Genomic DNA, 14,032 nt, shown 5'->3' on the forward strand with positions numbered 1-14,032 from the left:
TATCGATTTCACCAATTGGTGAATAATACGTTTTTTTACACCAAGATGGAAAATGCAAATTGGTAAAATTTTGTAATGGACACGGTTACAAAACGTGGATTATCACCCGTTCTCGTAAATTTATCGGTTTACCCGTCTACAGTAATACGCTATCAAGAACAGATTATTTATACATTTGACAACGCATTTGATAATATTTACCGCACTGTATTTAGTTGCTCGGCATAGGTTTCATGGTTTTATCTTTTGTCATTCTTATCTTAGGTTTTGTTGCACTGGTTTGGAGCGCAGATAGATTTGTTTTTGGTGCGGCTGCTTTAGCAAAAAACCTTGGCGTCCCCACTTTAATTGTTGGCCTAACAATTGTTGCCATGGGTTCTTCCGCACCCGAAATGATGGTTGCAGCACAAGCCGCTTTATCTGATAAAACCGACACAGCTGTCGGTAATGCCATTGGTTCCAATATTGCCAATATACTGTTGGTTTTAGGTATTACAGCTTTACTCAGACCTTTGGCCGTCGGCTCAGGAATACTACGACGCGAGATGCCACTTTTAATTATTGTTTCGCTGGGTGCTTGGTACATTGTGAGCGATAATTATTTCAGTGCAACAGAGGGCTATGTCTTACTTGTCGGGTTCGCAACGTTTATTCTAGGCCTAATTTATATCACTAAAAACAGTAATCACGCTCAAGAAGACGACCCGTTAGTTTCTGAGGCATGTGATGAAGTCCCGGACAATGTACCTACTGGCAAGGCTGTTTTTTGGTTGATTGTTGGCATGATAATACTGCCAATCAGTGCTGACGTGCTCGTTGACTCCGCTGTTGATATTGCTAAATTCTTTGGTATGAGTGATTTATTGATCGGCTTGACCATTATCGCTATTGGTACGAGTTTACCTGAACTAGCTGCATGTGTAGCGGGTGTGCTTAAGAATGAAGATGATTTGGCACTTGGCAACATCATTGGCTCGAATATTTTCAATATCCTCGCAGTATTGTCTATTGCTGGTATTTTAAACCCAGCATCACTCGATATGAACATCGCACAGCGAGATATCTACGTAATGCTGGGTGCGACGGTCGCGCTCATTGTAATGAGCGTAAACCTCAGAGGTAAACGACAAATTAATCGTCTGGAAGGTGGCGTGTTACTCGCTGCGTTTATTGGCTATATGTACGCCATTATTTAGGAGTTGGCATGAAGCACCTGTCATTTATTGAATCTGCAAAGCGTGTTTTGGAAATTGAACAACAAGCAATTACTGAATTAAACCAGTTTATCGATACTAGCTTTGCTAACGCCTGCGAGCTTATGCTGAACTGTAAAGGGCGTGTCATCGTTATCGGTATGGGCAAATCCGGTCACATCGGCAATAAAGTTGCTGCTACATTAGCGAGCACTGGGACGCCATCATTCTTTGTTCACCCCGGAGAAGCGAGCCACGGCGATTTAGGCATGATCACCTCCGATGATGTCGTTTTGCTGATTTCAAATTCTGGCGAAACTGGTGAAGTGATCGGTATCATCCCTGTTATTAAGCGAATTGGGGCGCATATCATAAGCATGACTGGCAATGAGCAATCGACCATGGCACAGCAAGCAGATGTCCATCTTTGCATCAAGGTATCTAAAGAAGCTTGTCCGTTGGGATTAGCCCCCACCGCAAGCACCACGGCAACACTGGTAATGGGGGATGCACTTGCTGTAGCCCTACTAGAATCCAGAGGCTTTACCGCTGATGATTTTGCACTCTCTCATCCCGGCGGCAGTCTCGGAAAACGACTTCTCCTTACTTTAGAAGAGATTATGCACAAAGGTGACGGGGTGCCTAAAACACCGACTGGTAGCTTAATAAAAGATGCGTTGTTTGAAATGTCAGCCAAAGGGCTAGGCATGACCGCTATTGTCGATCAACAAGGTCAACTGTGTGGTCTGTTTACCGACGGTGACTTACGCCGGGTTATTGAGCAAAAAATTGATCTGCATAATGATACTATTGAGTCGGTTATGACGATTTGCTGTACTACGGCTTCACCAGATATGCTCGCAGCTGAAGCACTCAATATTATGGAAAAGAAACGAATTAATGGCCTCATTGTGATCGATGAAAACCAGCACCCTATTGGGGCATTAAATACCCAAGACTTATTGCGCGCAGGAGTATTATAACATGCAGTTTAGTGAGCTTTATCAACCCATCACATCTCAAATAGGTGACAGAGCCAAAGCAGTTAAACTGCTAATTTGTGATATTGACGGTGTATTTTCTGACGGCCGCATTTACTTGGGAAATCAAGGTGAAGAACTAAAAGCATTTAATACCAAAGACGGTTTTGGGATTAAAGCACTCATTGAAACAGGTGTTGAAGTTGCCGTGATCACAGGCCGCCATTCAGAAATTGTTAAGCATCGAATGACTAGCCTAAACGTTAATCATATTTACCAAGGCCAAGAAAACAAGCTGCAAGCTTATGACAAATTAAAGGCCGAACTTAATTTAACTGACGAGCAAATCGCCTATATTGGTGACGACGGACCTGATATCCCTGTCATGCAACAAGTTGGCTTTGCAGTGGCTGTTGCTGACGCGCATCCGCTGGTGAAAAACTTGGCTCACTATACGACTATGATGCCTGGAGGCTTTGGCGCCGTCAGGGAACTCACCGACTTATTAATGTTAAGTCAGGGCAACGAGCTACTCTCTAATGGGAGCAGTACATGACTAATTTACGAGTCATACTACTCGTAGTTTTCGGCGCTACCATGCTGTGGCTTTGGTATCCTTTTTTAATACAAACAGAGCAGCAAACTCAACAACAAGAAGAAACAATTGCCAAGCCTGATTATGTAGCAGTCGATTTGAAACAGACTTCTTTTGCAGAAAATGGGCAGCTCAGTTATCAAATTACAGCAAAAAGAATGGAGCTCTATCAGGAGTTGGGATTTAGCCATTTTGAAGCACCTATTTTTGTATTACACAATGGGCAGCACAATTGGCAACTCGCTGCAAACGAAGCCACTTTATATGAAAACGATACCTTGATTTTAGAAGGCAACGTTAAAGCAACCAACTTGAACGAAACAGCAATGATCACGCACATTGACGCAGACAACCTCCGGCTCGAGATCACCAACCGGATGATGCGCTCAGAACAGCCCGTGGTCATTACAGGCCCGAGTGTAACCATTACTGGAAAGGGCCTTATCGCCGATCTCAATATTGAGGTCATTGAACTCATCAACCACACCGAAACGATTTATGATAAGCAATAAACTAAGTGCAACCCTACTATTCACTTGTGCTATTGGACTACTGCCACACTGCGTATTGGCTAATAGTAACCCAGAGCAAGTCATTATCAGTTCAGGCAAGCAGCAAGCACAATTACAGACTAACATCGGCGTATTTGAAGAAAATGTCGAAATTATTCATGGCCAGAGAAAAATCTTTGCCGATCGACTTGAAGTGCACAGACGAGAGGAGCTAGGCGAAAATAAACAATTATTAGTTGCAACTGGTTCCCCAGCAATCTTTCAGGAACGACAAACTGATGGCTCACTACTAAAAGCCAGCGCCAACGAAGTGCGTTACGATGTAGCAAATCGTCTTCTGACAATCAAAGGCAACGCAGAGATCAGTCAAGCTGGTCAAAAGATTTCCGCTCAAGAAATTCTCTACGATATGGAGAAACAGCTGATCAGCGCACAAAAAGCCAATGACGAAGGTAAGCGTGTAAGAACTGTCTTACTCCCTGTTGATAAAAAACAAGATGGTAACAAGGAGCAACAGTGAGCACACTAAAAGCCACAGCACTCGCCAAAAGCTACAAAGGCAGACAAGTTGTAAAAAACGTCGAACTCAGTGTTGAAGCTGGAAGCATTGTGGGATTGCTAGGGCCTAATGGCGCAGGTAAAACCACCACTTTTTATATGATTGTGGGTTTAGTGCCAAGTGACAAAGGCAGCATTCATATTGATCAGCAGGATATCACCTTGCTGCCAATGCATAGCCGCGCACGTATGGGGATCGGCTATTTACCACAAGAGTCATCGATATTCAGAAAGTTGACGGTTTATCAAAATTTAATGGCTATTTTGGAAACACGTAAAGACCTAAATAAAGCTCAGCGTGAAACGATACTAAACGAATTATTGGACGAATTTAATATTCAACATATTCGCTCTAGTTTAGGAATGGCGCTTTCCGGTGGAGAGCGTCGTCGAGTAGAAATTGCTCGCGCTTTAGCCGCAGATCCAAAATTTATTCTATTAGATGAGCCTTTTGCTGGCGTTGATCCCATTTCAGTGTTAGATATAAAGAAAATTATTGAGCATTTAAAAAATCGTGGAATCGGTGTGTTGATCACAGATCACAATGTACGTGAAACATTGGATGTATGTGAAAAAGCCTATATTGTTTCCCATGGTGAATTAATTGCTTCAGGTAGCCCTGAACATGTTTTAGCGGATCAAACAGTCCGAGATGTCTACTTAGGCGAACAATTCAGGCTATAGTTAAGAATAAGCGTAACAACAGAAAGGATTGTTAGAGATACATGAGGCAATCGCTACAGCTGCGCATGGGGCAGCAATTAACAATGACACCACAACTACAGCAAGCGATACGCCTGCTGCAGTTGAGCACATTAGACCTCCAGCAAGAAATTCAAGAAGCGCTGGACAGCAATCCTTTATTGGAAGTAGAAGAAAACGAACAAGAATCTTTTGACAACGGTCTAGACAAAACGCAAGAGCAATCACAGGCAAGCGAAAAAGCAGAGTCCAGCTCTGAGGAGATCCCTGAGCCACAGATCAGCGATTATGAACAAGACACTGATACAGCTCTAAATAAAGAGACCCTCAGCGATGAGATGGCGATGGATGTGACTTGGGATGAATACATCAGTGCGGCGCCGGTAAGTTCATCAGGGCCTATGCCTGAAGATGAAAGCGTCTACCAAGGACAGACAACTGAAAGCTTGCAAGAATACTTGATGTGGCAGCTTGAGCTCACACCATTTAGCGCGACGGACAGGTTGATCGCACTGTCAATTGTTGAGGGTGTAGATGACTCTGGCATTTTAACAGTATCGTGCGAAGACATTTTAGAAAGCTTGAATCTCGACAATGATCAAGACCCCGTCGAGCTCGATGAAGTTGAAGCTGTCCTAAAACGCATCCAACTCTTTGACCCAGTAGGGATCGCCGCTCGAAGCCTTCAGGAATGCTTAATTGTGCAACTCAATCAATTTGCGGCAGGCACGCCTTGGCTTGAACAAACCAAGCTAGTTATCGATGAACATATCGATCTATTAGCGAATCGTGATTATCGTACTATCATGAAGAAAACAAAGCTCAAAGAAGGTGAGCTAAAAGAAGTGATGACGTTGATCCACAGCTTAAACCCTAAGCCTGCTGCAAGTATAGTGCAAGAAGAGGCCGATTACGTAATCCCCGATGTCTCCGTTAAAAAGGTCAAGGGACGTTGGGTTGTTGAGCTAAACCCTGATTCTATGCCTAAAATAAGAGTTAACGATCATTATGCTGCTATGTCTCGCTCTGTAAAATCAAGCAGTGACAGTCAATTCATTCGCTCTCATTTACAAGAAGCAAAATGGTTTATTAAAAGCCTTGAAAGCAGAAATGAAACTTTATTGAAAGTTACTAATTGCATTGTGCAGCAACAACAGGCATTCTTTGAACATGGCCCTGAGGCAATGAGACCTATGGTACTCAATGATGTTGCTGAAATGGTTGACATGCACGAGTCGACAATATCTCGAGTAACAACGCAAAAATACATGCACACGCCTCGTGGCATTTATGAATTGAAATACTTCTTCTCGAGCCACGTTAGTACCGAGAATGGTGGTGAATGTTCTTCCACAGCGATCCGAGCACTCATCAAAAAGCTAATTGCTGCTGAAAACGCTGCTAAGCCTTTAAGTGATAGCAAAATTGCAGATGTATTAGCTGATCAAGGTATTAAGGTGGCAAGACGTACTATTGCCAAATACCGAGAGTCTTTGGCTATTCCACCGTCTAATCAACGTAAGAGCTTGATTTAGGCGTAACAAAAGAAGGAAAAATGCTTATGCAACTAAATTTAACTGGTCGCCATGTAGAAATTACCGATTCATTAAGAGACTACGTAACGAGTAAGTTTGCGAAGCTAGAAAGGCATTTTGATCACATCAACAACGTACATGTAATCTTAGATGTCGAAAAACTCATACAAAAAGCAGAAGCCACATTGCATGTCAACGGAGGTGAATTGTTTGCTTCTACAGAGCATAAAGATATGTATGCAGCAATTGATGGTTTGATTGATAAGCTAGATCGACAAGTGATTAAACATAAAGAGAAGCTAACTCGACACTAAATCATGAAACTTAGCACACTCATTTCCGAGGACTGTAGCAAAGCTGCGGTCCTTTTTAATAGTAAAAAAAGAATACTTCAATATATTAGTGAGCTGGCGCAGTCAAAAATTCCAAGTGCCAATCAACATGAGATTCTAGAAGCACTTTTAAACCGCGAAAAGCTAGGCAGTACAGGGATAGGTAAAGGGATAGCGATCCCGCATGGCAGGTTGCCAGGTTTAAATAACATTATTGCCATCATACTTGTAAACCAACAAGCCATTCCTTTTGATGCCTATGACGATCGCAATGTGGACATTTTTGTTGCACTCATCGTACCAGACGGTGAAAATAAACAACATTTAGAGACCTTAGCCAGTATCGCTGGTAAACTAAATAACAAAGCTTTTTGTAAACGACTTAGGCAAGCAAGTAATGATAGCGAGCTTCATCAAGTCCTTGTTGAGTTTGATAAATAATAGGAATTAAACGTGGAACTCATAATTATCAGTGGCCGCTCTGGCTCAGGTAAATCTGTTGCATTAAGAGTTTTAGAAGACTTGGGTTATTACTGCGCTGATAATATTCCAGTTAACCTGCTGCCTGCTCTAGTTCGCAGTGTCTCTGATAGCTACAATAAAATTGCGGTAAGCATCGATGTTAGAAACTTACCTAAAGAGCAACAAGAATTTCATGATATCTTAGAGTATTTACCTGGTTTTGCGAAACCACGTGTTTTTTATTTAGATTGTGACGATCAAACTCTGGTTAAACGCTTTTCTGAAACGCGACGCTTACACCCGCTGTCTTTAAACGACTTACCTCTAGACTTGGCCATAAAACAAGAGCGCAACTTACTTGATGTGTTAATCCGCCGTGCTGATGTCACCATAGATACCACAGATCTCAGTGTTCATCAGTTAGCAGAAAGTGTACGTGAAAAAATCCTCGGGCAAAAAGACAAACAGCTTATTATCACGTTCGAGTCATTCGGGTTTAAGCACGGGATCCCTAAAGAGGCTGATTATGTCTTTGATGCACGTTTTTTACCAAACCCGCATTGGGAGCCTGAATTGAAGCCCTTAACAGGCTTAGATCAGCCCGTAGTGGATTATTTATCAAGCCATAGCATAGTTCAAAAGTTTGTTTGGCAAATTCAGACTTTTATGCAAACTTGGCTACCACACTTAGAGCGTAATAATCGAAGCTACTTAACAATCGCCATAGGTTGTACTGGTGGTCAACACCGCTCTGTATACTTGGCTCAAACACTTGGAGAGCGCTTTCAAAGGACTCACTCCAATGTCAAGATTCGTCACCGAGAACAAGAGTAATGACGCGAGAATACGAAGGCGTTTTTCTAATAAAAAATAAGTTGGGTTTACATGCTCGAGCAGCAACAGTACTAGCACAGTTGTCTACTCAATTTAACGCTCAAGTTACTCTATATCAAGGTGATAAAAGTGCGCCAGGAGACAGCGTATTGGCTCTGTTGCTGCTGGAAAGCAGTCAGGGTAAAGAAGTTAAAGTAACCTGCACAGGTCCCGATGCACAAGACGCTTTGCTCGCAATTGGAAATCTCATTGAAGATAAGTTCCATGAATCAGAATGACGTCTAACTTCGAATGAGCTGTGAGGGTTCTACTTTTTGTCCCAACAGATCTGTTACTGCAAATAAACTGTAATACAATACTTTTAATTTAAGCAGCTATAATCATTATATTATTTTCACTTTTACAGTAATTTGGCACGGCGCGGATAGGATCTCCCAGATCTATTTATTTTGAACGCCATAACTTTAGAATGCTAAGGCAGTAATGGCCGCAAGGTTGATCACTGTCAACATATCTAGTGGGATACATATTAGCCGTCCTGGATGGCTAATCAAAAAACACTATCACTAATTCTTAAATTGAAATTTGGAAGCCTATGCCTGACGTTTTTGAACAAGACTATACACTGGAACAATTACAGCAAGTAACTAAAGCAATAAACAGTGGACAGTTCGTTCAAGTCAGACAGACATTGGCAGAGATCCCACCATGTGATACAGCACTACTACTCGAATCATCGCCTCATAAAATTAGAACAGCCTTATGGCAATTAGTTGATCCCGATATCCAGGGGGATGTACTTGAAGAGCTATCTGAAGACGTCCGACTAAGTATAATTGCCAAAATGGAGCCTGAGTTAATCGCGGCAGCCACGGAAGATATGGACGATGATGACTTAGGTGAAGTTCTGCGTAGCTTGCCCGTCCCTGTCTATCAAGATGTTATCAGTGCAATGGATAGCCAAGATAGAGCACGTGCCACACTCGCACTGTCATACAATGAAGACTCTGCTGGAGCATTGATGAATGGTGATACCATCACCATTCGACCTGATGTAAGTTTAGATGTGGTACTGCGCTATTTGCGATTAAAAGAAGAATTACCACAAGGTACCGACGACCTTTATGTCGTCGACAAAGAAAACCGCTTTTTGGGCTCTTTACCCATAGGTATATTGCTGACTAATCCTCCAGACAAGCTCGTACAAGAGCTGATGAACGAGGAAAGAGAAACGATCCCAGTGACAATGCCCGAAAGCGAAGTAGCCCAGCTATTTGAGCGCCACAATTGGATTTCGGCACCGGTAGTCGATGATCAAACGCAGCTATTAGGCAGGATCACCATTGATGATATCGTTGATGTAATTAGAGAGGATGCCGAACATAGCTTAATGAGTATGGCAGGTCTAGAGGATGAGGAAGATACCTTTGCACCTGTTATGAAAAGTAGCCAAAGACGCTCAATTTGGCTTGGGATCAATTTACTAACAGCACTACTTGCAGCCTTTGTCGCCAGCTTTTTTGAAAGTACGCTCGATATTTTACCCATTCTAGCGGTACTCAATGGCATAGTACCCAGCATGGGTGGAGTTGCAGGTAGCCAGACCTTAACACTGGTGATCCGTGGTATTGCTTTAGGCCATGTCAATCAAACTAACCAAAGGTTTTTACTTGGTAAAGAGCTTGCTATCGGCGCGCTCAATGGCGTGCTGTGGTCTTTGTTAATCGCGGGTGTAGTAGCCCTTTGGCAGTGGGACTTTAAGCTTGGTGCAGTGATAGCCTTTGCCATGTTTATGAATTTGGTTGCTGCCGGGATCGCTGGAGCGAGTATCCCCTTGCTTTTAAAGCGTATGAAGATAGATCCTGCGTTAGCAGGAAGCGTAGTCCTGACTACAGTCACGGATATTGTCGGAATATTTGCGTTTCTAGGCACCGCAACCTGGTTCTTGCTCTAAGCTTGGCTTAGAGCAATAAATCATAGAGTTTTGTCTATTTACGCTCCGGCGATTTGCATACTTTCTATCAATACTGAGCCTGTTTGTACGGCCCCTCTCAACTCGACATCCCCACCAATTGCTTGAATATTTTGGAACATGTCTTTGAGATTTCCCGCTATGGTAATTTCGCTTACAGGATACTGAATCTCGCCATTTTCTACCCAAAAACCCGCAGCGCCACGAGAGTAATCACCAGTTACCGTATTCACTCCTTGCCCCATTAACTCTGTGACTAACAAACCAGTGCCCATCTCTTTAAGCACAGCACTCAGGTCATCATGTGTCTTTTGAATCAACCAATTGTGAATACCACCCGCGTGCCCTGTCGCCTTCATACCCAGCTTTCTTGCTGCATAACTTGCCATTAAATAAGTTTGCAATGTACCGTCGACGACTATCTCTCTGTCCTGCGTATACACCCCTTCACTGTCAAACGAGCTCGACGCCAAACCTTGCAATAAATGCGGTCGTTCAGCAATAGAAACACATGGATTAAAAATTTGCTTACCAAGTGTATCAAGTAAAAAGCTCGACTTACGATACAGCGCACCACCGCCAATCGCAGAAACCAAGTGACCAAATAGACTGTTTGCTATATCAGCACGAAACACCACTGGCACTTTCATCGTTGATAGCTTTTGGCTATTTAGTTTGGCAATTGTAGACTGCGCGGCTTCAATCCCTACTGTATTGGGTGCTTTTAACAGTTCGTGTTTTCTCGCAATACTGAACGCTGAATCCCTTTGCATCACATCGCCTTCTTGGCCAATAACCATAGTGCTCAATGTGTGGCGTGTGCGAGGGAAACCGGCAAGAAATCCATGACTATTTCCATACACTCGTAACCCTTGATGAGAGGCTATGCTCGCACCATCAGAGTTTACAATGCGACTATCAAATTCAAGCGCTGATTTTTCTGCTTCTATACAGTGTTGAATGGCTTCTTGCGGGGATAATGACCAAGGGTGATAGAGATCCAGTTCAGGCATAGAACACGCCATTAGGTCCTTATCAGCCAAACCATTGCAATCATCATCGGCTGTATACTTAGCTATTTCTATGGCTTTTTTCACAACTGAGCGCAATGCTTGCTCACTTAGATCTGCAGTGGAAGCTGAACCCTTATGATTACCAACATATACACTGATCCCCAAGCTACCATCTTGATTAAACTCAATCGTATCGACTTCGCCCATTCGCGTACTAACCGATAGCCCTGAAGTACGGCTCATAGCCGCTTCAGCAGAAGTTGCACCCAACTGGGATGCAAGATCCAGTACTTCGGAGACAGCGTCTTTTACTTCATCGATTTGCTGGTATATAGATCCAGCTTGGTTATCGTTCATGTTGATTTTCCAAATACTTGTAAACATTACAATCCTAACACAGGAGTGGCATTTTCGCTGGGATAGATCACTAAAGGCCGCACGATGAGCGATATTTTTTGTCGCTTCTTGGTATAATCAATATAATTGTAATATTTTATGGCCTTAGATTATGGCAAAAAAACCAGATCACAACATCGAAGATGAAGAAATCATCTATGTATCCAAAAGCGAGCTAAAAAGAGATGCTCAACAATATCAACAGCTTGGTATTGATATAGCCGAGTTGGGGAAAAAGCAACGCGATAAACTACCACTGAGCAATGAGCTCATTGAAGCCATGGCGCTCGCTGACAAAATTCGTGGTAAACACGACGCCTACCGCCGTCACATGAATTACATCGCGAAAGTGCTTCGAACGACTGATAATGTAGAGCAACTTCAGTCTGCATTAGATATGTTATTAAATAAAAACAACCAAGCGGAAGTATTACTGGGTCAGGTGGAGCGCGTTCGTGATGAAGTGTTGGCGCAAGGTGATAGCAAAATAAATGAATTACTTGAGCAACACCCAGACATGGAGCGACAAAAACTGCGTCAACTCGTCCGTCAAGCGAACAAAGAATTGAAAGCAGAAAAACCAGCAAAAGGGTACAAAGAGCTGTTTCAATATTTGAAAGAAGCCATCTTGCCTTAGTTGATAGTATGAGGGGACACGCTTCCCCTCATACTGATATTACGCAGTACCACCTACTGTTAGCTGATCAATTTTAAGGCTTGGCTGGCCGACACCAACCGGGACACTTTGACCGTCTTTACCACAAACACCCACGCCTCTGTCGAGCTCTAAATCGTTTCCAACCATAGAGATCTGCTGCATTGCTTCTGGGCCATTGCCGATCAACGTTGCGCCTTTAATTGGCTGCGTTACTTTACCATCTTCAATCAAGTACGCCTCTGAAGCAGAAAATACGAATTTCCCAGAAGTGATATCAACCTGGCCACCACCAAAGTTTCTCGCAAATATTCCCTTCTTCACAGAGCTGATGATTTCTTGCTGGCTAGTCTCTCCTGGCAACATATAGGTGTTTGTCATTCGAGGCATAGGTAAATGGGCAAATGATTCTCTGCGAGCGTTACCGGTGGGCTTTGCATCCATCAAACGGGCATTGGTCTTATCTTGCATGTAACCTTTTAAAATACCCTTTTCAATCAGTACATTATAACCTGCTGGCGTACCTTCATCATCTATATTTAAAGAACCTCGTCGGTTAGCCATGGTGCCATCGTCCACGACCGTGCATAGTGATGACGCCACTTGCTCACCCACTCGACCACTAAACGCAGATGCCCCCTTGCGGTTAAAATCACCTTCCAAACCATGTCCTACAGCTTCATGTAATAGTACTCCCGGCCAACCAGCGCCTAAGACCACAGGCATGGTACCAGCGGGAGCATCAATAGCTGTCAGGTTAACCTGTGCTTGTCTTACCGCTTCTTCGACATAACTCATCCAACGAGGCTTACCGTTTTCAAGCTCTTTAAAGTATCCGTAGTCCAAGCGCGCACCACCACCGGCACTTCCCCGCTCTCTGCGTCCATTGTTTTCCAATAACACAGAGCAATTTAAACGAACTAAAGGACGAATATCTGTGGCAAACGTACCATCACTCGCCGCTATCAATACTTCTTCATATACCGCCGCGATAGAGCAAACGACTTGCTCTGCATCCGGGGCCAAATCTCTAATTGCACTATCGACTTCTCTGAGCAATGAGATTTTCTCTTCATCACTCATACTCAATAACGGTTGAACTGGCTGAAATTGAACTGGTGCCTGTATATCAGTAAACACTTGCACATTTTGCGATTTGCCTTGTTGAGCAATCGATCTCGCCGCCTCAGCAGCTTGATTAATGGCTTCCAGATTGATGGCATCAGAATAACTAAACCCAGTCTGCTCTCCACTCACTGCTCGCACACCAACACCACGCTCAATGTTATAACTTCCCTCTTTGATCTTGCCATCTTCAAGTACCCAAGTTTCATGATAGCTAGATTGAAAGTACAGATCGGAATAATCCACATTGTGCTGGTGAATGTAGCTGAGTGTTTGCTCTAGCTGTTCTCTAGTTAACTGGCTATCAGCTAACAAGCTTTTTTCAACTTGATTCATATAATATTGCTCTTAAATCGATTGTGCTTGAACACAGGCATAGACAGCCTGATGTTGTCCAGCTCGGCTAAATTTAACCGTCTTTGTATTGGCTGCAAAGATAATTCACTATTATCTTGTACCTCTCCCCAAGGAGAAATTATCACGCTGTGACCAAATGTTGCTCGTCCATTTTGGTGCTCACCAACTTGCGCCGCGGCGATAACAAAACTCTGTGTTTCGATGGCCCTAGCTTGCAATAACGGTAACCAATGTGCCTTGCCCGTCACGGTAGTGAATGCGCTGGGGATCAGTAATATAGAGGCACCCTGCTCGCGCTGAACCTGATATAGTCCTGTAAAACGCATGTCATAGCACACACTTAAGCCTAGTCTACCAAAGGGACTATCTACAACTACAACTTCATTCCCAGCTTCGGTGTGTTGAGACTCTCTATACTGCTTTGATTTGTCATGTACATCAGCATCAAATAAATGGATTTTATTGTATTGAGCGACGAGCTCCCCTCGTTCGTTAAACAGGCAGCTCGCTGCATAGTATTTTTCAGAAGTGCACGGGATAGGAATAGTTCCTGCACTTAGCCATATCTTATTTCTCCTACATAGCTGCGAGATTTTCTCTATCCAATACTCGCTGCTACTTGCTATCTTGAAGGTATCAGCACCACTTTTGCAAAACGCCAACCAAGCTTCGGGTAAACACACTAAGGTCGGCCCCTCTATGGTGAGTGCTTCTAACTGTTGTGCGACATAGTCAAAGTTTTTTTCAGGATCTATGCCTGAACACATTGGGAGCACAACTACATTAGCATCATTTACAGTCATAAAATTCA

General features: G+C 43.2%; 16 protein-coding genes. 13 read left to right on the forward strand and 3 right to left on the reverse strand.

The window, feature by feature from the left end:
• Positions 1 to 233: 233 nt before the first annotated feature.
• From MHN81_RS04965 to mgtE, 12 genes are all read left to right on the forward strand, one after another.
• Positions 234 to 1,196 (forward strand): calcium/sodium antiporter, encoded by a 963-nt coding sequence (locus tag MHN81_RS04965; protein ID WP_023397237.1) that lies wholly within the window; start codon positions 234 to 236, stop codon positions 1,194 to 1,196.
• 8 nt (positions 1,197 to 1,204) lie between these two features.
• Positions 1,205 to 2,176 (forward strand): KpsF/GutQ family sugar-phosphate isomerase, encoded by a 972-nt coding sequence (locus MHN81_RS04970; RefSeq protein WP_239425165.1) that lies wholly within the window; start codon positions 1,205 to 1,207, stop codon positions 2,174 to 2,176.
• A gap of 1 nt (position 2,177) precedes the next feature.
• Positions 2,178 to 2,729, forward strand: a complete 552-nt coding sequence (gene kdsC / locus MHN81_RS04975) for a 3-deoxy-manno-octulosonate-8-phosphatase KdsC (protein WP_239425166.1) — start codon at positions 2,178 to 2,180, stop codon at positions 2,727 to 2,729.
• Complete coding sequence (gene lptC / locus MHN81_RS04980) at positions 2,726 to 3,280, forward strand: LPS export ABC transporter periplasmic protein LptC (protein WP_023397240.1); 555 nt, start codon at positions 2,726 to 2,728, stop codon at positions 3,278 to 3,280. Before kdsC ends, lptC begins: the two co-directional genes overlap by 4 nt.
• Positions 3,270 to 3,800, forward strand: coding sequence for a lipopolysaccharide transport periplasmic protein LptA (lptA, locus tag MHN81_RS04985; protein WP_036974896.1), 531 nt, complete (start codon positions 3,270 to 3,272; stop codon positions 3,798 to 3,800). Before lptC ends, lptA begins: the two co-directional genes overlap by 11 nt.
• Positions 3,797 to 4,522, forward strand: coding sequence for an LPS export ABC transporter ATP-binding protein (gene lptB, locus MHN81_RS04990; RefSeq protein WP_023397242.1), 726 nt, complete (start codon positions 3,797 to 3,799; stop codon positions 4,520 to 4,522). The genes lptA and lptB overlap by 4 nt, the downstream gene beginning before the upstream one ends.
• Positions 4,523 to 4,563: 41 nt before the next feature.
• Positions 4,564 to 6,075: an RNA polymerase factor sigma-54 gene (locus MHN81_RS04995; RefSeq protein ID WP_023397243.1), complete on the forward strand. Its 1,512-nt coding sequence runs from the start codon at positions 4,564 to 4,566 to the stop codon at positions 6,073 to 6,075.
• A 26-nt stretch (positions 6,076 to 6,101) separates the two neighbouring features.
• Positions 6,102 to 6,389 carry a ribosome hibernation promoting factor gene (gene hpf, locus MHN81_RS05000; protein WP_023397244.1) on the forward strand — a complete coding sequence of 96 codons (288 nt, stop codon included), beginning with the start codon at positions 6,102 to 6,104 and terminating at the stop codon, positions 6,387 to 6,389.
• Between the two features lie 3 nt (positions 6,390 to 6,392).
• Complete coding sequence (ptsN, locus tag MHN81_RS05005; protein WP_023397245.1) at positions 6,393 to 6,848, forward strand: PTS IIA-like nitrogen regulatory protein PtsN; 456 nt, start codon at positions 6,393 to 6,395, stop codon at positions 6,846 to 6,848.
• Positions 6,849 to 6,860: 12 nt separating this feature from the next.
• A complete protein-coding gene (gene rapZ, locus MHN81_RS05010; RefSeq protein WP_023397246.1) occupies positions 6,861 to 7,703 on the forward strand; it encodes an RNase adapter RapZ in 843 nt (280 codons plus the stop codon).
• On the forward strand, positions 7,703 to 7,981 hold the full coding sequence (locus MHN81_RS05015; RefSeq protein ID WP_023397247.1) for an HPr family phosphocarrier protein: 279 nt from the start codon (positions 7,703 to 7,705) through the stop codon (positions 7,979 to 7,981). Before rapZ ends, MHN81_RS05015 begins: the two co-directional genes overlap by 1 nt.
• Positions 7,982 to 8,298: 317 nt before the next feature.
• Entirely contained in the window at positions 8,299 to 9,657 is a 1,359-nt protein-coding gene (mgtE, locus tag MHN81_RS05020; protein ID WP_023397248.1) for a magnesium transporter, read from the forward strand.
• Between the two features lie 38 nt (positions 9,658 to 9,695).
• Here the strand turns inward: mgtE and pmbA are convergent, their stop codons facing one another.
• Positions 9,696 to 11,045 (reverse strand): metalloprotease PmbA, encoded by a 1,350-nt coding sequence (gene pmbA, locus MHN81_RS05025; protein WP_036974897.1) that lies wholly within the window; start codon positions 11,043 to 11,045, stop codon positions 9,696 to 9,698.
• A gap of 151 nt (positions 11,046 to 11,196) precedes the next feature.
• Here pmbA and yjgA point away from each other — a divergent pair, with 151 nt between their 5' ends.
• Positions 11,197 to 11,721: a ribosome biogenesis factor YjgA gene (gene yjgA, locus MHN81_RS05030; RefSeq protein ID WP_023397250.1), complete on the forward strand. Its 525-nt coding sequence runs from the start codon at positions 11,197 to 11,199 to the stop codon at positions 11,719 to 11,721.
• 39 nt (positions 11,722 to 11,760) lie between these two features.
• Here yjgA and tldD read toward each other — a convergent pair whose 3' ends face one another.
• On the reverse strand, positions 11,761 to 13,200 hold the full coding sequence (tldD, locus tag MHN81_RS05035) for a metalloprotease TldD (protein WP_023397251.1): 1,440 nt from the start codon (positions 13,198 to 13,200) through the stop codon (positions 11,761 to 11,763).
• Positions 13,197 to 14,024 (reverse strand): carbon-nitrogen hydrolase family protein, encoded by an 828-nt coding sequence (locus MHN81_RS05040; RefSeq protein WP_155250702.1) that lies wholly within the window; start codon positions 14,022 to 14,024, stop codon positions 13,197 to 13,199. Before MHN81_RS05040 ends, tldD begins: the two co-directional genes overlap by 4 nt.
• Positions 14,025 to 14,032: the final 8 nt, after the last annotated feature.

The sequence above is a fragment of the Pseudoalteromonas sp. Of7M-16 genome, assembly GCF_022347805.1.
Classification (GTDB): domain Bacteria; phylum Pseudomonadota; class Gammaproteobacteria; order Enterobacterales; family Alteromonadaceae; genus Pseudoalteromonas; species Pseudoalteromonas luteoviolacea_F.